At 51.5% G+C, this 24,798-nt stretch carries 19 protein-coding genes; 11 read left to right on the plus strand and 8 right to left on the minus strand.

Features of this window, described 5'->3' with window-relative positions; translation table 11 throughout:
* From VI895_13670 to VI895_13685, 4 genes are all read left to right on the plus strand, one after another.
* Window positions 1–722, plus strand: a 722-nt coding sequence (locus VI895_13670) for a TonB-dependent receptor (protein HLG20848.1), incomplete at its 5' end; no start/stop codon positions are given.
* Window positions 723–1,112: 390 nt separating this feature from the next.
* Entirely contained in the window at window positions 1,113–2,159 is a 1,047-nt protein-coding gene (locus VI895_13675) for a polysaccharide biosynthesis/export family protein (GenBank protein ID HLG20849.1), read from the plus strand.
* Entirely contained in the window at window positions 2,156–4,567 is a 2,412-nt protein-coding gene (locus VI895_13680; GenBank protein HLG20850.1) for a polysaccharide biosynthesis tyrosine autokinase, read from the plus strand. The genes VI895_13675 and VI895_13680 overlap by 4 nt, the downstream gene beginning before the upstream one ends.
* Window positions 4,560–5,324 carry a CpsB/CapC family capsule biosynthesis tyrosine phosphatase gene (locus VI895_13685; GenBank protein HLG20851.1) on the plus strand — a complete coding sequence of 255 codons (765 nt, stop codon included), beginning with the start codon at window positions 4,560–4,562 and terminating at the stop codon, window positions 5,322–5,324. Before VI895_13680 ends, VI895_13685 begins: the two co-directional genes overlap by 8 nt.
* A gap of 28 nt (window positions 5,325–5,352) precedes the next feature.
* Here the strand turns inward: VI895_13685 and VI895_13690 are convergent, their stop codons facing one another.
* From VI895_13690 to VI895_13710, 5 genes are all read right to left on the minus strand, one after another.
* Complete coding sequence (locus VI895_13690; protein ID HLG20852.1) at window positions 5,353–6,795, minus strand: radical SAM protein; 1,443 nt, start codon at window positions 6,793–6,795, stop codon at window positions 5,353–5,355.
* Complete coding sequence (locus VI895_13695) at window positions 6,792–7,373, minus strand: flavoprotein (protein HLG20853.1); 582 nt, start codon at window positions 7,371–7,373, stop codon at window positions 6,792–6,794. Before VI895_13695 ends, VI895_13690 begins: the two co-directional genes overlap by 4 nt.
* A complete protein-coding gene (locus VI895_13700) occupies window positions 7,370–9,535 on the minus strand; it encodes a B12-binding domain-containing radical SAM protein (GenBank protein ID HLG20854.1) in 2,166 nt (721 codons plus the stop codon). The genes VI895_13695 and VI895_13700 overlap by 4 nt, the downstream gene beginning before the upstream one ends.
* Window positions 9,536–9,726: 191 nt before the next feature.
* Window positions 9,727–10,443, minus strand: coding sequence for an SDR family oxidoreductase (locus VI895_13705; protein HLG20855.1), 717 nt, complete (start codon window positions 10,441–10,443; stop codon window positions 9,727–9,729).
* A complete protein-coding gene (locus VI895_13710; GenBank protein ID HLG20856.1) occupies window positions 10,419–11,531 on the minus strand; it encodes an alpha/beta fold hydrolase in 1,113 nt (370 codons plus the stop codon). The genes VI895_13705 and VI895_13710 overlap by 25 nt, the downstream gene beginning before the upstream one ends.
* Before the next feature lie 21 nt (window positions 11,532–11,552).
* On the opposite strand from VI895_13710, the gene VI895_13715 reads away from it, so the two are divergent.
* A complete protein-coding gene (locus tag VI895_13715) occupies window positions 11,553–11,693 on the plus strand; it encodes a hypothetical protein (GenBank protein ID HLG20857.1) in 141 nt (46 codons plus the stop codon).
* A gap of 346 nt (window positions 11,694–12,039) precedes the next feature.
* On the opposite strand, the gene VI895_13720 is transcribed toward VI895_13715, so the two are convergent.
* Complete coding sequence (locus VI895_13720; GenBank protein ID HLG20858.1) at window positions 12,040–13,221, minus strand: ATP-binding protein; 1,182 nt, start codon at window positions 13,219–13,221, stop codon at window positions 12,040–12,042.
* A gap of 125 nt (window positions 13,222–13,346) precedes the next feature.
* On the opposite strand from VI895_13720, the gene VI895_13725 reads away from it, so the two are divergent.
* The 4 genes from VI895_13725 (at window position 13,347) to VI895_13740 (ending at window position 18,223) form a co-directional block, all read left to right on the plus strand.
* Entirely contained in the window at window positions 13,347–13,931 is a 585-nt protein-coding gene (locus tag VI895_13725; protein HLG20859.1) for a flavoprotein, read from the plus strand.
* A 173-nt stretch (window positions 13,932–14,104) separates the two neighbouring features.
* Window positions 14,105–16,219, plus strand: coding sequence for a DUF5916 domain-containing protein (locus tag VI895_13730; protein HLG20860.1), 2,115 nt, complete (start codon window positions 14,105–14,107; stop codon window positions 16,217–16,219).
* 168 nt (window positions 16,220–16,387) lie between these two features.
* Entirely contained in the window at window positions 16,388–17,398 is a 1,011-nt protein-coding gene (locus tag VI895_13735; GenBank protein ID HLG20861.1) for a cupin domain-containing protein, read from the plus strand.
* 48 nt (window positions 17,399–17,446) lie between these two features.
* The gene (locus VI895_13740; GenBank protein ID HLG20862.1) at window positions 17,447–18,223 is read left to right on the plus strand and encodes an aspartyl/asparaginyl beta-hydroxylase domain-containing protein; all 777 of its coding nucleotides are present in this window, start codon (window positions 17,447–17,449) and stop codon (window positions 18,221–18,223) included.
* Window positions 18,224–18,232: 9 nt separating this feature from the next.
* On the opposite strand, the gene VI895_13745 is transcribed toward VI895_13740, so the two are convergent.
* Window positions 18,233–20,035: a hypothetical protein gene (locus VI895_13745; GenBank protein ID HLG20863.1), complete on the minus strand. Its 1,803-nt coding sequence runs from the start codon at window positions 20,033–20,035 to the stop codon at window positions 18,233–18,235.
* Between the two features lie 84 nt (window positions 20,036–20,119).
* On the opposite strand from VI895_13745, the gene VI895_13750 reads away from it, so the two are divergent.
* Window positions 20,120–20,293 (plus strand): hypothetical protein, encoded by a 174-nt coding sequence (locus tag VI895_13750; GenBank protein ID HLG20864.1) that lies wholly within the window; start codon window positions 20,120–20,122, stop codon window positions 20,291–20,293.
* Window positions 20,294–20,390: 97 nt separating this feature from the next.
* Here VI895_13750 and VI895_13755 read toward each other — a convergent pair whose 3' ends face one another.
* Window positions 20,391–21,461 carry an efflux RND transporter periplasmic adaptor subunit gene (locus tag VI895_13755; GenBank protein ID HLG20865.1) on the minus strand — a complete coding sequence of 357 codons (1,071 nt, stop codon included), beginning with the start codon at window positions 21,459–21,461 and terminating at the stop codon, window positions 20,391–20,393.
* Window positions 21,462–22,976: 1,515 nt separating this feature from the next.
* Here VI895_13755 and VI895_13760 point away from each other — a divergent pair.
* The gene (locus tag VI895_13760) at window positions 22,977–24,737 is read left to right on the plus strand and encodes a hypothetical protein (GenBank protein ID HLG20866.1); all 1,761 of its coding nucleotides are present in this window, start codon (window positions 22,977–22,979) and stop codon (window positions 24,735–24,737) included.
* The last annotated feature ends 61 nt before the right edge of the window (window positions 24,738–24,798 follow it).

Genomic DNA, 24,798 nt, shown 5'->3' on the forward strand with positions numbered 1-24,798 from the left:
AGCTCTTCGATCCGTTCCACGCGAAGCTCCTCTACAGCCGGGCATTTCGCGCGCCCGGAATCGAACAGATCCGTTTGGGAAATGACATTCAGCCGGAGACCACCGACATCGTGGAGGCCGAATTCGGATGGAGCGCGACGCGACGCTCGATCCTCACCGCCAATTATTATGAAATTCTGATCGATGAACCGATCGTCTTTTCCTTTGATTCCGTGCGGAGCGTGGACAGTTACCAAAATCTCGACGGCATCCACACGCGGGGCATGGAAGCCGAGTATCGCTATACCGACTCCTGGGGGTACGCCCTGCTCTCTTATTCCTTCTATGCGCCCGTCGGTATGGTGGAACCCTTTTACGAAGTGCCGGGGAGAGATGACGTGCTCCTCGGCTTGCCGGCGCACAAGATTGTCGCGCATTCGAGCATAAAGATCCTCGGCGGTTTGCGCGTGAATCCCACGCTTATCCTTACGAGCCCGCGCTACGGATTCGTTACTCAGGATAGCAACCGGGATCCGGTCAGCCGATCCCTCGGCGCTCACATCGAATGCAATCTCTACGTTGTTTATCGGGATCTGGGGATCAAGGGGCTCGATCTTGGGGCGGGGGTGTACGACATTTTCAACGATGCGCCGTCTTTCGTGCAACCGTACAATGGCGGTCATGCACCTCTTCCCGCCGCCTCGCGGGAATATTTGGCGAGAGTCACATACGCCTGGCGATAGCTGAAAAAGTGCCTCGCACATAATTCACTATTATCGCTGACCGCGCACATTGAATTCCAACGTGTTACCAAAAAGGAAGTCACAAGAGTATGTGAAGCCGCATTTCGTCCGACCCAAAGAATACTGCGGGGCGTCTCAATAATTACCTTTTTGTTGATCAAAACACCAAGGGGTAATCTCTCGGAAACCCTTGCAATGCCTTGAATTCCCTGCGTATAGGAGGAACGGACAACGAGGAACGACGTCGACATCAAAGATGACAAAGGATCGCGAATTCCGCGGAGTGGTCCAATCTTCCACGAGGCACAAAATACCCTCTGATCAAATTCAGAGATCCCGGCTCTTAATGACGTGATGCTTCCGGAGAGCTTAGAAGACGGAGAGTTCCTGTTGAGGACCCAAGCAGCTCTGTTCGCATTGTTCGTCGCCAGCTGTGCGGCTCAGACCATTCGGCTGAAACAAGAAGACTATGTACGCGTGCAAAGGCTAGAGGTGCCCAAGAATCGAGCGAGCGAAACCGTGGAACAGGCAATTCCAGAAGGAGCCGGCCCGACGCAGGCTCAGGAAGTTCAGAGCCAGGAGTACCCCATTGGAAAGGGGGATCGCCTCAGCATCGGTGTTTACGGACGGAAAGAGTTGTCGAGTGAAATTTCGGTCCGCGGCGACGGAACGATTTTTGTTCCGCTCGCGGGTGACATTGAAGTCGAGGGTAAAACACCGAGAGAAGTTCAGACGATGTTGCGGGAAAAATTATCGCGATATTTTCGCGAACCAAATGTCGGTGTCCATGTGAGCGAATATCGGGCCTCCGGTTTCTCCGTACTGGGCGCGGTCAATGCTCCGGGAAGATTCCCGCTGATGGGGCCGCTATCAACGGTGTATGAGGCCGTCGCCCTCGCCCACGGCTTCACCCCAAGCGCGGATCCTTCAGACAGTTACGTGATCCGAAGGTCTTCTCGAATCCCGCTCAACCTGGAAGCGCTATGGAACCAAGACGCAACCGTGGAAGCGTTCAATATGATGCCGGGAGATATCTTGTTTGTGCCTGGAGGCGAGCAAAACTTCATTGCGGTCCTTGGCCACGTGGCCCAACCCGGCCTCATTCCGGTCAAGGGCCGAAACATGATGTTGGCGCAAGCCCTGGCGTTAGCCGGAGGCCCGAAAAGGGGCGCCAAACTCGATGAAGTCCGGATCTTGCGAAAGGTGGGAGCAGGCCAATTCGATTTTCTGACCGTGGACGCAAAACGCCTGTTGGCGCGCGGAATCGCGCCGATGCTCCCGGGAACGGAGATGCGCGCCGGAGACGTACTTTATTTGCCGCAAACGGGCTTTTCCAATTTCCGCGATGCCTTGCAAGAAATGATCCCCGTGATTCAGGCATTTACGATCCCTCTGGGTCTCACCACGGACATCCTGATCTTGAAGGATCTGCTTTGATCGAAAGGACGGATAAGAGTGGCTTGGAAGGGATGCATTCACTCGCGGAACTGGTATCGATTCTGAAGAAGAGATGGAGGCTCGTCATCGCCGGTACATTATCGGTGGTTGGGTCAACGATGTTTTTTACCTTTCGGGCGATTCCAAAATACCGGGCGGCGGCAACCGTACTTGTCGAGGATTCGAACTCGGGTCACAACCCGTTCAATCAATGGACCAAAATGGGAGCCGCCAATCCCCACGTTCAAACGGAAATCCAGTTATTGAAGAGTCGAAGATTGAGCGAGGCGGTTGGAACGACTCTTGGACTGCAACTCGCGATGTCCGAAGAAGACAAAAAGAAATTCGAACAAATCTTCTTTCCGCCCCAGATCGAAAGAACCGCCCCTCGGGTATGGTTTGCCTTGGAAGGTGCCCGGCTCAAACAGGAGACTACAGGCGGAACCGTAGCTATTCAGGAGGTGAACCTGCCCGTCCACCTGGGGTCTGCCGTGTTTTCAATGAAGAAGCGTCCGGAGGCCGGTGATCGAATCCGTTTCGCCTTGCAAGGCTCGATAGATGTGGCCGGGTGGATCGATTCGGTCACCAGCGTTCGGGCCGTTGGAGAGGATTCCAACGTGATAGAAATCGTGGTGGAAACCGACAACCCGGAACTGGCAAGGAATCTGGTCAACGCCCGAGTGGATCGTTACGTGCAATTCAATATCGCGCGCCGCGGAAAGGACCTGGCACAGACCGAGGAGTTCTTAGCCACCCAACTCGAACAAACCCGATCCCAACTGACTCACGAAGCCGATACACTGCGCGGCTTTCGAGAAGAGCGCGGCGGAATCGACCCCGAACTCGAAATGAAAAAAATAATGACGGTCCGCGAGACATTGGAAACACGGCTCCTCGACCTTCGGACGCGCACGGACAAATTTGAGCAGGCGGAAAAGGCTCTTGCCGCGGGGGTGGATACGACTCGGCTCGTTGCCATTCTCCTCCAATCCGGCTTCGTGGTTTTGGAAAAACTCGCCTCGGATCTGCGCGAAGCCGACCAGAAGCTGGTTGAACTCGGCCACAGTCTGACGCCGGAACATCCGGAATACCGAGAAGCGTTAGAGAGGCAAAATGCATTGCTTCAACAAGCTTTCCAGCTTGTGGCTTCCCAGCTCCAATTCCTGCGACGAGAAGAAAAAGTCATTCGCCAACAAATCCAACGGAACCAGGATCAACTGGCGGCCATCCCCAAAATGGAGCTCGACTTCATTTCGCTCAAGAGGGCCTCGGTAGCAAAAGAAAACGCTTTTTCGTTCCTCTCCACCGGGTATGAGGAAACCCGAATTGCCCGCGCGGCCACGATCCCGAGTGTGTCGGTCATCGATGAAGCCATCATTCCACGAGCACCCTTTTGGCCGCGGCCGATGCAAAATTTCTGGATGAGCCTTTTGGCCGGATTTCTTCTTTCAGCCGCAGTCGCGATGGCGGCCGACTATCTGAAGGATACCATCGAGGAAATGGCCGAAATCGAGAAATTGATCGAACGGCCGATCTTGGGGGTCATTCCCCGGCTTACCGAACCGGAACAGCTGGCTACGGCTCGTTTCTCCCTTCGGCGGTTCCTGGATACCAAGAGTACGGGCAGTCCGATTGTTACTCACGCGAATCCCAAAAGCGTTGACATGGAAGCGTTTCGGGCTCTTCGGACCAATTTGCATCTGTTTTCCGCCCCAAACCAGACCCAGGTTTTGCTGTTCTCGAGTTCCATGCCGGGCGATGGAAAAACGACCATCGTTTCAAATTTCGCGTACGTCCTTTCCGATCTCGGAAAGAATGTCTTGATCCTGGATGCGGACTTTCGAAATCCGAATCTCGGGCGCGTCTATCAAAGAGAAAGCGAACATGGGCTGTCCGATATTGTGAAGGACGAGCAGATCAATTGGAAGCAATGCGTTTGTGAGATTCGAACGCGAGACAATGCCCATGGGGTCCTCCATTTTATTTCCGCGGGCCGTGAATCCGAAGACCCTTCCCGCCTTCTGCATTCCGCGCGATTCGGCAAGCTGGTGAACGACCTTCGACACCGATATGACTACGTGCTTTTCGACTCTCCGCCCATTTCACTGATTCCCGATGCCGTTTTGCTGGCCAAGTTCGTCGATGGAGCGGTGTTGGTCGTGGCGCCCTCCCGGACAAAGCGGATCGCCTTACGGGCGACGTGGCGGCGTCTGCAAGAAGTGCAAGCTCAAGTCTATGGAGTCGTTCTCAATCTGAGGGAGCGCAGCACATCGATCTCTTCGTACAATGGAGGCTATGGGTACGGGTACTATGCTCAGTATGGCCGGGCGCGGAAAGAGGTTTCCGTCGTGTCCAAGCACCTTCGGAAGATCAAGTTCCTCCGATTGATGAAACAAGGCCATGGTTGATCTCCACTCGCATATTCTTCCCTGTCTCGACGACGGCGCGACTTCAAGGGAGGAGGGGATCGAACTGATTTCCATGCTGAATCGGCTCGGATTCACCGAGATCTGTGCAACGCCGCACCATATTGAAGGAGGGTGGATGCCGCAACTCTCCCGGATCGACTCGGCATTGGACGATTTAAGGACAGAGATCGAGTCCCGTTCCCTTCACGTGCGCCTTCTCCGCGGGGCTGAGTATTACCTGGATGTATCGCTCTTTGATCGGCTCGCGGCCGCCGAAATAATCCGCCTGGGCGAGTCGAACATGTTCCTCATCGAGTTTCCCCACACCGTGAACGCCGATCTTCTTTGCGCCAGCTTATTCCGGCTGGCTCAAGAGTGTGCCGCAGCGCAGCTCACCCCGCTTCTGGCTCATCCCGAGCGATACAATGGAAAAGATTTTGTGCGGTGGATCGCCCAGCTCAGCCAGTACGGTTTTTTATTTCAAATGGATTTATTGTCGCTTTCGCATCGTTCTCCCCGTCACGTGGGAAAACAGGCGGTCCAACTGCTCGAACGGCAAGCCTATTACGGCTTCGGAAGCGATGTGCATCGACCTACGCCTTCCCTGGAAGCAGAACTGGAAGGAGCTCTTGATCAGGTTGAAAGACTCGGCGGCAGGAAGAGCTTTGGTCTGTCTCAACTGGCTGATCCGCGTTCAGACCTTTTCACGCCCGCTTCCAAGGACGAAACCTCCCCTTGGTGGGAGGGGGCGAAGTAGCGTTCGATCGCGCGACGTACAGCGATTTTCACCGAGATTTATTGTCGGATCCGGGTTCGTCGGCCCGGTTGAAGCAGTTGTCCAATACTTTGTCCAACCGCTGTGAATCCCCCTGAAGTCGGGATAGGTGGATCAAAATTTCTTCGATCACACCGCGGATGAGGTCGCACCGGTGTTTGGGAATGGGTTTCAACCGTTTCGTCTCGATTTCCACGCCCGCGACGCAGATGAAACAGAGATCTTGTGCCCAGCAGGAATGGCACTGCATTTCTTCCTTGTTCATTCCCTCGAATTTCGATTGAACTTGCTGAAACTTGGGAGCGTGCGAGAAGTCGGCGTTCGAGATATGCCCCATATCGAATTCAGCTCGATCATTCATCATCTGGCAGGGAAAAACCTTACCCGTGGACGAGACCGAAAAGAGATCCTTTCCCAAATTGGCGTAACAAAATTGGTTGGACGGTCTCTTCTCCTTCACGAAAAAAAGGCCGAGGACGTGCGACACTTGGTAGAGAACGATCGGCCGGTCGCTTCCCAGGGTTTCCAGAGAAAAGCGCGCGGCTTCGCGAAAGGCGGGAATAAGAAAGTCGTAGAATTCTCGTGTGGCGCTAGAGTCCTCAACCTCCCCCGCTGCGGGACCGATGGTGATCGATCGCGAGCCGAATTCGTCGCGGAAAAATTCGAGAAGAGTTTTGGGGGTGATCCCCATCTCACGATGTTTGGTCGTATAGGTGCTCTCAATGTTCGGGGAGATTCCCATCTCTTTCAGAAGTCTCAGTCCGGAAGCTATTTTTGAGTAACTCCCTTTTCCGCTGAGTGTAGGCCGAAGGAGGTCGTTGATCGGTTCCGGGCCGTCGATGGAAACTGTGACGCCAAAACGGTATTTGGCCAACATTTCAACGTTTTGCGGTGTGAGCAACGTGCCGTTTGTGACCAGCGAGAACGCAGGCTCCGACGCGCCCCTCCTCTTCGATTGCTCCAAGGCATACTCACAAACCTTGGGGATGAGAGGCGCCTGCAGCATCGGTTCACCGCCGAAAAAGGTGATCGTTCCGATATGGCCGAACGCTTCGTAGAATCGATCCACCGCTTGAAACGCCAGGTCCGGGCCCATCATTCCCGGAGGCGAATTGTAGGTTCCCCCATTTGCAAAACAGTATCCGCAACCCAAGTTGCACGCGTTGCTCACGTTGAGATAAAGACTGATCGGCTTTTCTCTCGTCATGGTTTTCAGTTTGATTTGATCCAATCGCGACTGAGTGCGTTCCATTACGGAAATAGCTTCAGACACACTTTCCTCACTCCCCCCGAGTTCAGCCGCAATTTCAACTGTTTCTTTTCCGGTTTGAAGTTGCTTTGCGATTTCACCGAAGTCCTTGCTCAGTCTTATCAACGAGGATGCTTCGCGGTGATAGAGAAGATATTCCTCCGCATGTTCGATCAAATGAAAATGGGGAAAGCGGGCTTTCAATGAAATAGCTCCTGGCAAACGTGGAGAACCATCGATTCCGTGCAATAAAGCTTCTCTTCCACCTCACCCGTGGCCTTGACCGTCACGCGACACGTCTCTTGCGGGATAAATCGGTGCCCGTACTCCTTAAGTAGTTTGAGATTTCGTTGTGTAACCCGGCTTTCGTACATTCGCCGGTTCATCGTCGGACCGAAATAAACAGGACTCGTCGCCGCCAAAACGAGGCCCGCCACCAGACTATCGCAAATTCCATGTGCGCACTTGGCGATCGTGTTGGCCGAGGCGGGATAAACCAACGTCACATCGGCCCAATCGGCGAGGTTGATATGGGGAACGGGAAACTCCTCCGTCGTATCCGTGTGATGTACGAACATCTTCCGACCGATGAGCTTTTCGACAACTTCACGTTCAAAGAAGCCAAGCGCCGCAGGTGTAGCTGCTACGATCACTTCATGCCGGCCGATCTCAGGATGATAAAGAAGATTGGAGACCAAACGCGGCGTGACCTCAGCCTGGACACACCCCGTGACCGCCAAAACAACATGGGGCAATCGACCTTTCGGCTTCGCCGAATTCATGCGGCTTGAACCTCCGCTGTACGCTTGCCGCGCGGGCGCGTCAGCCGAACGATGCCGGCCCGGAACCACTTATAGAGATCTGTCCGGAGATCACGTACTTCAATGCCGCCGGCTTTTTCCACCGCGCTGATCAAGAGGGGATTAGGCCCCGCACGCCTTAAAATCGTTCCCAGGCGTTCCGAAATCGGAATCCATGCAAAGTCGACGGCGTTAAAGAGAACCCACTGACTGGCGGCTGTGCCGGGAAACGACAGGATCCGGGAATCCTCGGAAAGCGAAATCTCCCACTCCTTCAAGTTCTCACCGGCGGAGAAAGCCTCACCACCCGGCAATACGATTTCCATCTCCGAAAGCGGCTGTTCGAGTTTCTTCCCTTCTCCCTTATCTCGATAGCGTGAAACATATAACAAGTGAGCCGCCCAGCAGCACTCGGACGGGAAAAGACCGGCTAAAACCGGAAGGTTTTGTCCTAGGCGCGCCATAAGTCTTTCCGTTTCCGCCTGCTGCTCCGGCGTCGGTTCTTGAATATTCACCAGCGAGAATTCCAAAGCATTGTCCAGATCGTGATCCGCGACCTTTTGGACGGAAGCCACATAGGGATTCCCTCCTTCGGCTATAGGAGCGCCGGGATCAAAATTAAAATCATAGAGGTGAATATAGTCGCCGGCTTTGGCGTATTCCCATACGGTTTCAAGCGTTTCCAGATATTCTTCCGGTTGCTCTCCAGGGAATGAACGAATCGTGTTCAGGTGGGCGGTTATCGGTGTGCCGCGCAAATCGCCCAAGAATCTCAAAACGCGTTCCCGGTCGTACCCCTTTTTCATGAGCTTTAAAACGCGGCTGTTGGCCGATTCCATTCCGACATGGAGAAGCGTGACACCGCCTTGGGCCAAGAGTTCGAGCCTCTCCTTCGTGAAATAGTTCTCGACGCGCGAATGCGCGTACCATCGCGTGGAAAGCTTCTCCCGCGCGATCCGTTCGGCGATCTCAACGTGCTGTTTCGGTATGAGAAGTTCGTCGACAAAAAAGAGCTTGGTGGCTCGATAAAGCTTTTCGTACGTTTTGATGTCGTGAATGACCGAATCGGTGGTACGCGCGCGAAATTGGCCGAAATAGTTTTCATGATGATTGCAAAACGAACAGATGTCGTAATAACAGCCGCGGGTACAGTACATCGGCAGAACCGGCTCCGGCGTCCAGTAGGACTGTAGCCGAAGTCCCGAAAAGTCGGGCGTCGGCAGCTGATTCAAATCTTCTATTTTTTGGGAGGAGTTATGCCGGATGCTTTCTCCCTGCCGATAATGAAGATTGGGCACCGTTTTCAATTCACCACCGGTTACAACCGCATTCAGGAGAGAAAGCAGTGCTTTTTCTCCTTCGAAGGTCACGACGTAATCAAAGATATCGAATGTCTTGGCGTTACTGCAGATCACGTCCCGGAGCGTTGTGATAAAGCTTCCTCCGATCACGAACGCTTTGGAAACCGCTGCCTCCCGCATCCATCGCGCCAGCAGGAGTGCGGGCAGCAGTTGCTGTGGATTCGCACAGGAGAAACCGACGAGGTCAAATGGCGAATTCCTCGTTAAGAACGAGAGGTGCGATTGGAAAAACTCGTGAAGAAGCCGGTATGAATTCTCTTGTCCGGCGAATTGAATAAGATCGTCCATGGAAAAGCGCATTCGCGTGCGGTCGATCTCGACCGAAAAACCATTTCCACCGAATGTGTGCCGTATCGGATCCGGCTCGGTTGAATAACATTCCAATGCAAGTCGAACGATCGCCATCGCGCGGTCATACATACGGGTGTCGTAATAGCGTTTCGGGTCGTGAAAGATGTCAATGGCATCCTGGATCGCAGACCGGAGCTGCGGCAGCATATACAGAGCTTTAGCCTGGAGCGTTTCCGTCCCTCCCACGGCTTCTTTGGAACGAATCTTTTCTTCTTGTTTCAGCAAAGTCGCAGGTTCGAGTAAAAAGCCCAGGAAACCAAGATTGCTGTCCCAGACATCCACCTCTCCAACGCCTTGGGCTTTAAGATATCCTGTCAGGCAAGGGATCCCGAGAGTAGGCATGTCGACATAGGATGCAGGAGGGTACACCAGCAGCACTTTGGCGCCGGCAAGATTATGCGGAGAACCGCCCGTCGGGTGTGGTTTTTTCATCTTTCTTTAAGGGAGGCTTGGGTATTTCCTTCGACGATTCTATTTTAAGATATGAATCCCGCCTCAGTCTAATCATGATCTACGTCATGATTTGTGCGGGTACTTGACAACCGAGTAAACAGGAATCAACCGCGATTGCGAAAGCCCCGATCGCAAAAGCCGCCGCACTATAAGCCAATAGAATCAATAGGTTATTTATTTGGATGGATCGACAGATCCCTAATAATCACATGGAGGGGCTGGGTGAGCACAAAAAGAATAGCTCGCGCCACATCTTCCGGCTGCAGAAGTTGTTTCGCCAGAGCTTCGCGCTCCTCACGATCGGTCCAATATTCATTCCATAAATCCGTCACCACCGTGCCCGGGCGAAGCGTCGAAACTTTGATCCCGTAGGGCTTCACTTCCTTTTGAAGCGCGTCCGAAAATCCGACAACGCCATACTTGCTCGCCGTATACAGCGCCATGTTTTCCTGGGGGACGGTTCCTGCAATCGACGAAATGTTCACAATGTGGCCGCTTCGCTGGCGTTTCATCAGAGGGAGGACTTCTCTGCAGCAAAGTGTCGTGCCCAAAAGGTTGGTGTCCAAGATCTCACGGATTCTTTCCACCGGAGTTCCATCGAGCGGAGCGCTCGTTAAAATGCCGGCCGAGTTAACGAGAACGTCGATCCTCCCAAACGTCTCGAATGTCTGGTGAATGAGTGCCTGAATATCCTTGGGATTGCGGATGTCGGCGGGGAAGATTCTCGCGTTACGTCCGCAAGCCTTTTGCACCTTTTGAAGCTCCGCCTTCCGGCGGGCCGCAAGACAAAGCTTCATCCCTTCTTTGGCCAGCAGAATAGCTGTGGCGTTTCCAATGCCGCTGCTGGCTCCTGTCACAATGGCTACTTTGAGATTTTTCTCAGCCATGTTGCAATGCGATCCGGAATCTCGTCCGACATCTCATACGGGACATCGTACTCAAAGCCTGGGAAATCGCGACATGCTTTTGTAAAAAAATGATTCAGGCCTTTAAAGCGATGAACCTCATACGGCACATGGGACTTGGACAGCGATGCAGCCATCGCCGCACATTCTTCCACCAAGATTTCCGCATCTTCTTCGCCGTGCAACAAGAGAACAGGAATCCGAAGGTTTTTGGCTTCCAAGGCTGGTACGTTCGAAATCTGTTCCGACCAGAGCGCGAGGCTTTTTCCCATCCATGGAACGTTTTTGATTTTGCCGCCGGTTTTCGAATGGAGCGACCGGACATATTGAAAAATCCGGCGTAGGCGAGCGATCTCGCTTCGAGTTTCGGCGCCAGGTCTTTTCATCCGTCGAGCCTTAAAGAGAGTCTTATTCAAGATGACTCGATCCAGTGAATGCGCCCGTGCGCCGGCCAGGACAACTCCTCGTATTTGCCGACTCTTCAGAGCGGCGGAAATCGCCAAGTTGGCGCCCTCACTAAAGCCAACGAGGATCACGGGTTTTCCTTTCATGCGATCCGCAACACACTCCGTGGCGGCAATGACATCCTCCAGCAGATTGGTCCGGCTTACCTCTTTCCAATTTCCCCCGCTCTTTCCCACGCCCCGTTTGTCGTACCGAAAGACACCGATCCCATGGCGGATCAGTTTCCGGCTAAGCTCCCGGAAGGGCCTCGCCTGTATGACATTTAGATCCCTCTCCTCAAACCCCGAACCACTGTCTCGTGTCTCCTGGCCGCTCCCATGAAGCAGGATCGCGGTGGGAAGCTTCGTTCCTCCTTTGGGAACCTCAAGTGTACCCCAAAGACGGGTTCCATCTTTCGAGCGAAAAGATAGATTCCTCTCCTTTCCTACAGGATCGTCACTCCGGTAACGAAGAGTTCTCTTCGGTTCTTTTATTTTTCTTATGTGCGCAACAAAGGGAATAGAGTCAGCGAATCGGCGGATGCGCAATTCAAGTTTCGGAAAAGTAATCGTTCGGGGCCCAAGGTCATCCCACTCGACGTGTCCGGACAGATCTTCGCGGTTCACTCGAATGTCAGCGGTATCGAAATGGGATCTCTTATCTGCCCGCCGCACAGTCAATTGTTCAATCCGATGATCATCCATGTTGTAGGCCACGTGCTCGATCCAGGAATGACGTTTCCCCCTTGGACGGAGGGGAAAGAAAGGAAAAACGAGATGGGTACCTAAAAGCGTAAGGTTGTTCCCGTTCTTAAAAAAGTGACTCCAAGATTCCCCCAATTTGGACCTAAACAATGCCCAGCCTCCTCGATGGGAACGAATCCATATTCGGTCGGTCCATTTTTTTCGGCCGGCTTTCTGGATTGTTTCGAGCTGTACGTAACGTAAATGCCGCCCCTCATATTCCGCAAGAGCGTACCGTTTGAACCCAGGTGACTTAACCGTGTTCTCAAAGATCGTTCTCCGGCGGCTCGAACGGACTCGAACATACGAACGCCCCACAATTCGGCCATCGAGCGTTTCTAGAGAGAACGAAAAACCGCCGAGCATGGGAGAGATAGTACCTTACCTTGAATCACGTGACTCGAACGGACCGAGAACGAAAATTGCGGTTCAGCAGAGTTTCGAAAAATTCAATCGGTTTCTGTAACGTCACCCTTCCCATCCGCCGGGACTCTTGAATGTTCGAAACTAGGTAGCTCTCCACATGGCCGTCGATTTGCCGTAAAAAGCCATTTAGACCCCGAAGAAGGGAAACGGTAAAAGTACGGGAATGTTTTATTTCCACCGCAATAAGTGGCTGTGATCGATCTTGTCTGGATTCCAAGACAAGATCCACTTCAAACCCCTCCTTGGTCCGGAAATAATATACCCGTCGCAATTCTGTATGTGCAGCCCATCGGTAAATGGCTGCGACGAAAGACGCCTCCAGCATGATGCCTGGATCTTGTGGGAGCCCGCCTGCAAGTTCCCAGGCCATCCAAGGTTCTGTGAAATAGATTTTCGGAGTCTTGATAATCCGGTTGGAGCGATTTGAAAAATACGGTTCCAATAAAAACACCTGGAAACTGGCTTCCAAAATGGAAATCCACCTCTTCACCGTGTTGGGAGCAACCGACACATCGCGGGCAATATCCGAAAAATTGAGCATCTGACCGTTCCGCAAGCTCAAAATACGTAAGAAACGGGTAAAATCCCGCAGGTCCCCCACCTCGGCGATTTGGTGCAGATCTCGTTCAATATAGGTTTGGATGTAGCCCTTCAACCAGCTTTCTCGTTTCTTGGGGAATAGAAAAGGCTCGGGGTACGAGCAAAATTGAAACCATCCGTCTTTGGTAAAACGCTTTTTATGTTTCCTCCACTCCAGAACGTCGAAAGGAAGCAAAGGCAAGTACACCGCTCGTCCCGCGAGACTCTCTCCGATGCGCGCATGCAACAATAGATTTTGTGAACCAGTTAGAAAAAAGCGGCCCGGGCGTCGGTCTTTGTCGACGGCGGCTTTAAGATACGGGAAAAGATCCGGCGCGGCTTGAACTTCATCCAGGATGATCGGAGATTCCGTATCCAAAATGCTGTTGGGATCCGTGAGTACCGTGGCCTGAATTGCGGGGTCGTCCAAAGAGTAATAGGGAATGTTCGGATACAGATGCTTGAGCAACGACGTCTTACCGGACTGCCGGGGCCCCACGACCGCCACGATCGGGTGGCGACGTGCGAGGGTTCGAATTCGCCCTTCGATCGTCCGAGATACCCACATACGACCAATTTGCATTCTTACTGCAAATTAGTCAACATCCATTCTTGTACGGGGAAAATGGGCGGTAGACAGATTTTACGGCCGGACACCGTAGAAGGTAGTAAGATCGGTTTCAATTTATTACGGTGAAGAAATTGCGCCAAAGGAAACGTCATGTCCTGCTTATGGTGACAGGCTGCGTCCAAGCCGAACTTACACCGAAACTCGTTTCCGACTTGAAATCCTTCCCCGGGATCGGCCGGCCGGAAGTCATTGTCGTAGCCACCCGGCCCGCGCTTAAATTTTTCAACACGGCAAAAATTGAACGACTTACGGAGCATAAGGTTTTTGTTGACCACGAGGACGGCACTGTGGAATTTCCGGTCCCGCACATAAATCTTCCCGAATGGGCGGATGCCATCTTTGTTTATCCCGCTTCAGCGAACACGATTGCTAAATGTGCCCACGGACTGGCGGACAGCCTCGCTTCCAATATTGTGTTGGCCGCAAAACGCCCCGTATTTTTTGGCCCTACGATGAATAAGGCTATGTACGAAAATCCTGTGACTCAACACAATCTAAGACTCCTCAAAAAGGCGGGATATGTTCTTTTGCCTCGAAAAATGTGCCGAGTCACGGTGAAAGCCACGGGGCAGGTGGAAGAAAGGCTTTTCTGCCCGGAGAGCATGGTGCTGGCCATGTGCTTAAAGCTATTCCGACACAGTCCATGAAAAGGCCCTATGCATACAATCCGCAGCGTTGATTGTCACATCTGCTGTTCTTCATCGTAAATATATATAGTAATCATCCGATGCGAATGTGGTCCTTCCTCGTTTTCGTTTTGTTCTTTCACTCGATAGCTCTTGCAACTGAAGGTGAACTCCATGGCCATGACACAGTCCCTGTGGCCAACGCCGTTAGGAGTGGCGAAACGATTCAAATAGACGGGAAACTCGATGAAAACTCGTGGAAGGAAGCCCCCGTTTACACCGGGTTCACTCAAATGCTGCCTTTCTTGGGACAACCGGCGACGGAACGGACGGAGTTCCGGGTTTTGTATGACGACGTGAATTTGTATTTTGGAATCATTCTTTTTGATCGAGAACCGGACAAGATCGTGAAACGGGCGATGAGCCACGATTCCGTCCGCACGTTTGACGATGATTTTGTGACCGTTAATATCGACCCTCAGCACGATCATCGCACCGGTTATAGTTTCACGGCTAATCCTCGCGGAGCGCAAGTAGATGGTAAGGGAATCAACAATGGGAACCTTTTTATCACCGAATGGGACACGGTCTGGAGTGCAGGAGCACAAATTCGAGAAGACGGTTGGGTAGCCGAGTTCAAAATTCCGTTTACTTCTTTGGATTATGACGCAGCGGGCAATAAAGAGTTCGGTCTCAATGTCACGCGACAAATCGCCCGCAAGTCCGAGCTTTCCGTATGGGCGCCGCTCTATCGCCCTTTCCCGCCACGGGGTACAGACCTGGAGACGGCCGATTTTGGTCATCTAGCCGGTGTCGAATTCTCGCCAAAGCCGTGGAGACATTTGAGCCTGCTTCCGTATTTTTCCTCCGGTTTTCGTGAGAATCTTACGGACACAGACTCGGTAATACCCGCCCATACGAGAGACGTCGTTCTGAAACCAGGAATTGATCTGAAATATCCGATTGAACGGACGGCGATTTCTCAACTCACCGTAAATACTGATTTTTCGCAGGTGGATGTCGATAACCAGCAGATAAACTTAAGTCGGTTCGACCTGTTTTTTCCGGAGAAGAGGCCGTTTTTTTTGGAAGGGAGCCAATTCTTTGAATTCGGAGTACCCCAATCGGCACAACTTTTCTTCAGCCGGAAAATCGGACTTCAAGACGGCCGGGAAGTCCCTATTCTCGCAGGGGGCCGTTCTTATGGAAAAATCAACAGATCGGAGTACGGCTTTCTAAACATCCAGACGGAAGACACATCCCAGGTCCCGGATCGGAATTTTACCGTCGCGCGTTTCAAGCAGGATATTTTTGCGCGATCGGAGATGGGATTCATGGCGATCCATCAGCAGGACACCACCGGTCCTCTCGGATCGAACACGTCGGGTGGAATCGATGCTACCTTTCGATCGGTCAACGGCCGTTTGGTAGTGAATAATTGGGCCGCGGCCACCAACTCCGATCCCAACATGCCAGACGAAATAACCGGAAACGGCACATCGGCGTACAACGGAACCGTTTGGCGACCGGGGTTATGGGAAGTTCGGCAATCGAATCTGTATGTAAGCGATGAATTTAATCCAGAAGCTGGATTCTTCACACGCGCCGGCATATTTGAGCCCGCAGCCTCACTTTACCGGAGCTTTCTTTTCCCGGAATATGGCTTCAGCGAAACTAAGGTCGGTGTCCAAGGAAATTTCTTCACTTCTGATGAAATGGATCAGTTTCTTGACTATACGTCGCAAGGAGATATTACGCTGACATCGAACAGCGGCTACACGTACCACATCGTCGGAAAACACTTCTCTGATAGAGCCCTCAACCCCTTCGTCCTCAATTCAAAAGTAACAATTCCTGCCGGTCGATATACGGAGTCGAACGTCGGATTCGGTTATTTTACGCCATCGCGATATGCTATCAGTGGATCCGTCGAATACAGTTACGGTGGATTCTACGGCGGGACAATCCACACCTGGATCCCGACTTTCACCGCGAAACCGATCGACGGACTTTACCTAAAAACGGACGCAAGTATAAGTCGGATCGAAATTCCTTCTTTGAACGCGGACTATTTTTCTTCGGCTCTCAATTTCTCCGGCAGTTACTCATTTCTTTTCAAGATGTCGATCGATGCCAATGTCGGTTGGAATCAGGATAACTCTCTCCTGGTGTTCCAATACCGATACCGTTGGCATTTCGCCTCTTTAAGTGATTTGTTTGTCGTTTACAATGAGGAGCGAGCTTCTTCGAATTTGAACACGAGCTTTCGAGGTCTTATTTTCAAGATCGTGGGGTATTTTTCGATCTAAGGAAACGGATTTGGGGTCGCCAAGATCTTATGGCATAATCACCGGGCATCGAAGTCAAATATTCGCGGTATCGTGTCGGGAAGAGGGAACAACAATCTGAAGCGAGTTCCAATTGAAATAGACAAAGACCTAAAGCGCATTAATCGGCTGTGGGGCACGAATCGACCTATGCTCATCGATATCCCCAAGAGCCTGCCCAGCCCGGAAAATGCTGTTGAATGGGCGCTTTCCATCTGTCAGGAAGATCGTGCTCTCATCGGCACCGCTATGCGGCGGGTATTTAAGGACGGAAAAGATGACGATGATGCGATGATCTATGCCTCTCGGGGAAACGCGAACGCCAAAACTCGCGCGGCCCTGATCAGCGGCGTGCGTAAGAAGCTGGCCGTTCAATTGCAAACGGACTTTCTTGAGAAAAAGGCGCCGGAGTTCGGGAAATATATCAAGCGGGCATTTCATTCGGCATGGTCCATGGCTTACCCATTCGGGTATGATCCCGGCATTTCTCTCTTCGTAACGGGTTCAGACCACGTATATGATGCGCACTGCGATGTGGGAGACGGCATTTTGCTTCAGTTTCACGGCAGAAAAATCGTTAAACTGTGGGGGCCAACTCAAAAGTTCTACGAGAAGGTTATCTTCGATCACGATTTTCGTGGAAAGCCGGAGCTGTTCGAGAGTCCCATTGCTACATATGAACTAATAGCCGGGCAAGGGATTTACTTACCACGAGGAGCCATGCACGAAATATCTGTTCGCGGCGGAGAAATATCCGTATCTGTAGGGATTCGGCCCGAATCGATTTATCCAGTGATGACGCTCTGTACGGAATTATGTGAGATGGCAGGAGTCAAAGACGCTTTCTCGGTTGTCCCGGGGTGCAACGATTGGTCCAAGTTTCTGGCGAAAATGTTCAACCCGACAGATTTTAAGAGGTATCTCGGCAGCCGCACGATGCCCCCCGCTCTTCGCCAAAACCTATTGACAGTTCTCCAGCCAAAATCTGAAAAGCTGTCGGAACGACTGGCGCAATTATTGGACAGATGGTGGCAAAAATTTTGCCGGCGACGGAAGCCTTCGCCGACCGGTCCCCTCCCCGCTAGGCCGATCGACCGCGAGGCAATCCTTAAACAGTGGGAGGACGAGAGATATCGAGCCCGTGAGCAGAAACGAGGTTGATCAAACACATTTGCTTGGGTTTGTGGATGAGGCGAAGGAAATGAGCTTGTGAATATCCTTCGTCGTCCTAATTTCCCGGAAGCCATACGCACCTTCTTCCATGACCATGAGGAATGGGAGCGAAGTGGTGAGCTGCTTCGACGGAAATATTGGAAAACACACGATGCGATAGAGGAAAAAAAGCGGAGTTTCGCTTGGATTCAAGGAAAGAGCGGGTTGCCCTGGCTGGAGTTATCCATCAAATTTCCTTTCGAGGAGATGCTGGAAGAAGCGAGGCGTTTGCGTCATAGATTCGTATCACACAGATCAGGCGGGAGAAGAGGATACCTTGACGGAAATCGTGGATGGACGGCGTTAACGATTCATGGCCTGGGTTCCGAGATTACCGGTAATGCCCATAACTATGGCTATGAAGATGACAAGGCAGCACCTCACAAGTGGACGGAAATCGCCGACATGTGTCCAGTCACCACACGATTTCTCAAAAGAGTGTATCCTTGCGACAAATTTTATCGAGTTCGATTCATGGTGATGGCGCCCCAAGGGTTCATATTTCCGCACACCGACCGCGAGAATTCCTACCTGGGCGAAGTCAATTTTGCTCTCAATCATCCAACAGGATGCTTTCTAAAGATGAAAGGGGCGGGTTTTGTCCCGTTCCGAGCAGGAAAGGCCTTTATTCTCGATGTCTCGAACATCCACGCCGTGGTGAATTTGTCAGATGAAGAACGGTACCACATGATCGTTCATGGTGAAACGATCCGAAATGAAAAATGGGGAAGGCTGATCGAGAAGAGCTATCGCGACTTTATGCGACGTAAGTAAGGACCGGTTCTAAAATAAGTAGTTCGTCCATATGAAGTAAACGGCTCCCAGCCAAAAAGGTTGAAACAATACGTATATGAGCGGTTTCATTCCAGCGTCAATTGTGGCGGTCACACGGGTTCCAAGCCGAAGTTCCGAAGTGTCGGGGCATCTTATCTGACCCTTAATCAACACAGTAGACTCGGGTGGGGACATACCCATAAACGCCCATTCCTTGGATTCGCGTGGTACGTATGTAGGAGAAAGATGAATTAAACGTCCATTGCAGGGTATTCCGGTCACAACCAGCGACACCCGAAATGGTAATCCCATTCTAAGTTCCGAAGCCTTTTTCTCGGAAATCAACAATTCGATTCCCAACTCTCCAGTAGCCAATAGAACGAGGGGATCCCCCTTACGCACGGAATGTCCAGCGACGTCATGAAGCATCGGCGTAATCACAATCCCTCGATCCGGGCTTCGAATCATAAGATCCGATCCCCCTTTTGAAATTCGGAAGAGCGGCGCACCAACCCCCACATGTGCACCCTCTTCCACGTATACCTCTTCAATCGAACCCCCACCCGTTGATCGCACGAGTGTGGACTGCAGAGGGAGAATCGTACCCTCCGCCGGAATTCTATAGGGAATGGGAGCCATAAGGGCTGCGCCTAGCAGGAGCATGCACACGATGGGTTTCCAAGATATTCTAAACCGGTAGAGAGATCGCAAGAAATGGGCGCGATTTGTCTGTGGTACTCTTCGTAGAAGGTAGCCGATCATTCGCGATATCAAGGCTAGAAGCATGAGCAGATAAAGAATTTGCGGGAAAAAAATTGAATATGCCCATGCGATAGAGACAAGCCATAAAGTGAGCAGAAGTTCGCACGTTAGAAAGAAGATCGTGGAGAAATAAAACAGCCAGAACCAGCGAATCTCCCGCGATGTTGGAACGGATGTTGTTTGGGCTTTGTTCCCCGTAATCGCCTGAAGGATTCTTGAATTGCAGTACCGGAAGCTTCGCGAATAGAGATTATCGATGTTGAGCAGATCGGACAAAATGAAATAGCCGTCCAGTTTGAACACGGGGATAATGCTGAACAAAATATCAATCCCATTGGCGAGACAAAAAAGAAGCCCAAGCAATTGGATGTAGGACCCGGAGGGCGCCACACTCCAAACAATCATTCCGCAGCTCCAGAGTACGAGTTGAGATAAAACGCCGGCGAGCATGACGAGGATTCTATTTCGTTGTCGGAAGAAGTAGCTGTCTGAAACGTCCGCGAAGAAGGCCGGAAGAAATCCAAGAAAAAGAATCACCCCCATACGCCGAACCTTCCCTCCGAACTTGTAACAGGTTAGTGCATGGCCGAATTCGTGGGCGACAACAGAGAAACGATTAACAAAAGTCGCCAACACGATGTGGTTGAGCATTTGATATATCGGTTTGTTAAATCCCCTGATCCAGTAATCGCTGTGGACCCAAAACAAAACCTGTGCGACGAAAAACAGTCCGGCCATCAAAGTCAGCGTGAAACGGGAAAACAGCAGGTTGATAAGCGGCTTAAAACGGCCGAAAATTTCCTGGGGATCAAACAGATTGAACTGTGTGGTGAGAGCCGGCAGATGGCGCTGTCCCCCGTCCGCCGTGGAAGTTTGTGTTCGCAAAATGGCCTCTGTGGCGGTGTCTTTAGCCCAAAGGTGATCGCGTTCTAACTCGTTCCCAAGATTCGATCTTTTGGTGATTTCGATGAGCCCAACGGGATCCGCATTATGGAGTCGACAAAAAAGGTCTGACCAGAAGTTCACTTCGATCGAGGTGGGATGCTTCATGCCCCAGCGACGACGCAAAAAGCGAGCAAACATGTTTTTGAGAGACGAAGTGATTGCGAGCCGCTGAGACGGTGAAAGCTTGAGATGGTGATCTGGTTCCAGGAGTCCTTTTCTATCCATATTTACGAGAAACCCTTCGATGGAATCGGATTCCATTTCGACGCCGTATTTATTCGAAAGAAATTCGCTTGCCTCAACGGCAGTGGCCGGGCACCGTTGGAAGAATCGGAGAAGCCCATATTGGAAGAAGGACAGTGACCAGTAGGTACCGAGAATCGGGTCTGCGGCAATGTGACTTAGTTTTCCGCGAGAATATGTGCTTCGGATCGAAATATCCGATCGAACTTTAAAGATCCTATACGACAAGATTCACGCGTATGTAGCGAGTGATCTGCCGCAGGAGAATCGTCCCTGCCGTTCGCCATCCGATGGCGATATGCCCGATTCCGGTCATCCCCGGTTTAAGTCCGGGATGTGCATTATCGCAGTCGGCATATACGCGGAAAAATCGTTCTGGCGGTTCAGGTAAGTCCTCCTTCGGAGTTTCCGCCATAGGCGCGATCCTGGTCAGGGTCGCCGTAAAGGTCTCTTCCGGAATCGCCTGGACCTTGAACTCAATCAAGTCGCCTTCGTGGATGAGGGCAACGTCCTTTTCGCTGACATAGATTCGAATCATCATTTTTCGCAGGTCGGATACTTCCATGATTAGATTGCCGGGTTCGACCTGCTGCCCGATCAAACGCGAAATATCGGAGGATACGACGACGCCATTTATGGGCGAGCGTACGAGCGGATAAGCTTCTTTGGTACGGCCGCCATGTAAACGAACAAGGGGCTGGTCAATAGTGACCGCGTCTCCTTCCTGAACAAAAACCTTGTCGATGGTGCCTAAGAGAAAGGTACGAACAAAGAATCTACGGGATGGCTCGACGAGCAGGTTGCCACCTACGTGTAACTTCCATGGGAAGACCAACAAGATGACGGTGGCAAGCGCAAATTTCCCGATTTTCGAATTCACAACACGAACCAGGAGACGCGAATCGGTGGCATGGCTGCGAATCTTTTTAAGCTGCTCAAGCCCTTCGACGGCTCTGCCCGGCATGAACGATAAAGTATTCTTGTGTTCGGCTTCATCGAGGCCCAGAGTTGAAAGAGGGTCCTCCAGAAAACCGAGAGTTTCGGATTTCTGTAGAAAATCGAGCACCTGATCTCGATCGATCTGAAGCCCATGTTCGTCACGTAATTTAATACACACGGTTTCGATATCCCATTCTCCGGATTCAAATTGTTCCGCTACCAAGTAACCGGTGGAATCGAGACGTAATGTGGCTCCCGTACGGGAATCATTAAGTTGAAAATGGGAGGGATCAAGTTGCTGGATTTGAAGATCGGATCGAAGCTTGGGTTGTCGCCTTGCGGTAGTCATCTGAAAAAGTCCTTGATTTCTAGAGCGTTAGGTTAACACAGCTGTCGTCTATGGGAAGCTTGACACGACCTTAGTGGTTTTGTTAGCTTATGTATGTAACTTTTGTGATTAATTGTTACTAAAGTTACGTGCCTACTAGATCAATAGTTTGGTAGGTCTTCGCCGAAACGGCTAACCGGCAGCGAAAGCGCGGGGCGCAAAGGTGGTGACCTAAAGGCTGGCATGTGTGTTGGCCGATGGTTGATTATCTGTCGAAACGAAGGAGTCTAAAATGAAGAAAGAAACAAAGAAAGTGGAAGTCAAGAAGGTTAAATTGGATCTCGAGATCCTGGAACTTGAGGCCAAGATTGCTCCCAAGCTTACGCAGTCTTCTGGCGCAGAGTGCTAATTTAGCCTTCCTAACGGCTTAGAGAAAAAGGCCCCCAAGCGGGGCCTTTTTCTTGTGGTGCGCCCATCATGGGCAATTGTCCAGTAATTCCCAGAGAATCCAGTTTGATAAATGTGCGCGTATCGGTTCTAAATCTTCCATCAAGATCTTCAGAGTTGTATTTGAGCGACCGTTGCAGCAAAGTCCAAACAGTGGGCTAGAGGCCGTAAAAGCGTATAGAGAACAGCAATTCCCGTAAAGTGAAGCGACCCGGACGAGGCTCTTGGAACTGATTATCTCGGTATTCTTCAAGCAAACGGTCTAACCCACCATATTTGTTTTCTCAGAAATTCCATCAAATTCACCCGCGATTCGAATAGACTTATTGGTCCCTCGATCTCTTCCTACCCTAACAACCCTATGAAGATGAAAGACCTTACAAAATAGTAGTGCGGGAGGAGGATTTCCCGACATTCAGAGAAGTAGCGTATAAAGTTTCGGCTAAGATCAACATCACGGTTTCCAAAATCGTAACCGGTTCCCTTTGTGGATAGGGCTCAAAATAGTTGCCATGTAACGTCCTTGGGAGGTACTTAACTGAGGTGATTTGGACTCTTCCATGGAAGGATCCATCTTTCTTTCTTGCTGAGGAGTCGGATGTTCAGGGATCTCAGGCTTCTGTCGACCATAATCTTTTTTTTCGGGATTTCCTTGCCTCCTCAAAAGTTATTCGACAGCAGAAGAAGGATGCTCAAGCCCGAGTTGTCCAACTGAATCGCCTTGAACGATTGCGTGGAGAGGAGGTGCGCGCATACTCCCACGCAATTCGAGAGATCACTGTCATCAACTCGCTGATCTCGCGATCGAACAGAGCTCCAATCAAGGACCTAGAGCTTTGGGAGGATTATATTTACCTGCTGACTTCCGACAATACGTCCTGGTATTTCTCGCTCACAAAGGCCTGTTACCGATTTAATTGTCCGCTGACCCAGATCTTAAATCCATCCACTTACGGTAGAATCGGAAACCTCTGGAACCTATATCTCGAGTCCTATCTCCATCAAACGACTGAACGATTCGACCGACAAGATCTTGAGATTCTTTTTTCGGAAGAAGGTCAGTCCCCTTTTCTGATCAGTGCTTTACCATTGCTGGCCGATCCCAATATTAACGTTACGATCCTAGTTTTGGGTCCAGACCGTTTTGACTCCAAGTTTTTGGAGGCCCTGCGGAAAGTCATTACCACCGGGGCTCCAGGCGCTCGTTTTATGGTAAGTCCCCTCAGAAAACAGGGGCGTAATACGCGCGCGAAGAAGACCGGTCCCCAACCAGCGCGCCTACTTACCTGGAGGTTTGACCACTCGTTCCTGAAATCAGGAACCCAGCTGCGGGTGTTTAAAAAACAGCTGATGAATCTGAGTCGTGGCACAATCCGGCCCTTTCTCCAGGTGCATCTTGCGATGGATTCGTTTCCCAGGCAGCAGCAAGCTATCTTCGCCGTCATGGATACTGTTCTTGAGATCCAAAATAATATCTCCGGATTCGACCTAAGAATACACGTCGGGAGCCTCATAGGCCCCGACGGACGTGAACTGAACTGGGAAACACAGCAAATGCGAATCGCTAATGTGGAAGATGTGATCAAGACGCTGCTCTGGGCCGAGTTCGACAATCGGGCGCTGGTTCCGAAACGAGCTCGCCGCTGTTCCGACGACGTATATGCCTCAGGAGTTTCATTGAGAGCGCGACAGCCGACTGAAGTGGAGAGCTGTTTTCCGTTGGATGAGATTTCCACATTGGAGCCGCCATTAAGTCGTCACCATCTACGTTTTGGGCGTGATTTTCAGGATATGATCATCGATGAATTTGAAGCTGAAAAGCGTCCACATAAATTTCTCTTCTTCGGCAACGGCCCTTTTGTTGTGGGCTCAACGCCGAGGCATGCGACTGCAAGGAGCATTTTACGGACGTTTCAGCGATGGCGTCCCCTTAAGTCGTATCTTAAGGTTTTTAGAAATTCCGAAGATCAAAAAAAAATGCTTTCGGTTTTGGACCTCCTCGTACGTAACGAAATCCTTGAGGTCCGCAGACCCCTTCAGCGCCGCCGTAAGATCTCGGCCCCGTCCAAACATGGCTGTATTCATTTCGTAGGCGTGGGACCCGGCGAAGAGGGTGCCATGAGCATCGGGGCGGCCGCCGCCTTGGACGGTGCTGAGGAGATTTGGATGCAGGATCTCGGACCTCCTGGATTTGAGCGCGCGTTTTTGCGTCGATGGATTTACAATGCTCCAAAGGTCGTGAACCTGAGCAGCTTTTATGATATCGCCGAGGCCTCGCGCTCTCTCTTTTATAACATCACCCCTCGGCGAATTTTGCACCTGGCGCAACAGGGACGATCTATTACCTTCGCTTTCTCGGGAAACCCCGAGGTGTGGGTGTATCTCACGGAAGTGGTAAAACAGCACACGTTGCATCAGAGGGTGGCCCTGAAGCTGACTCACTCTATGTCGTTCATAGACATCATGTACGAAGCGACCCCCCTCTCGTTTCCCGACAAAGTTCAAGTGCGCCTTGGAGGCGTGACCGCTCCGGATATTTCGCCAAATATGGATTGTATCCTTGGTCAGTTGGGGGATAGAGGAAAGACAGGATTCCACAGCGCCACGAAGCAGCTGGTAGAGGATCTCCAGCGATTTTTTCCTGATGACCATCCGATATTTCTGTCCGGAAACCACGCAATTTCCGGGACCCAGAAATCTTTACAAATATCGGTGAAGGAGCTTGCAGCCGTAGCTCTGAAATTCAATCAATGGAATTTCAGCGCTTTGATCCCTTCACTTAGCCGTGGACGGCTGGTTCAAAAGTTGTTTGCGGAAGGAAACCCCGACAATTCAATGGTTTTCTTCTGACGGTCGACGTGGTGAAGAAACTAGATATCCACGGGCTTACGCCCGGGGATCTTCTAAGGTG

It is taken from the genome of Bdellovibrionota bacterium (genome assembly GCA_035292885.1).
Classification (GTDB): domain Bacteria; phylum Bdellovibrionota_G; class JALEGL01; order JALEGL01; family DATDPG01; genus DATDPG01.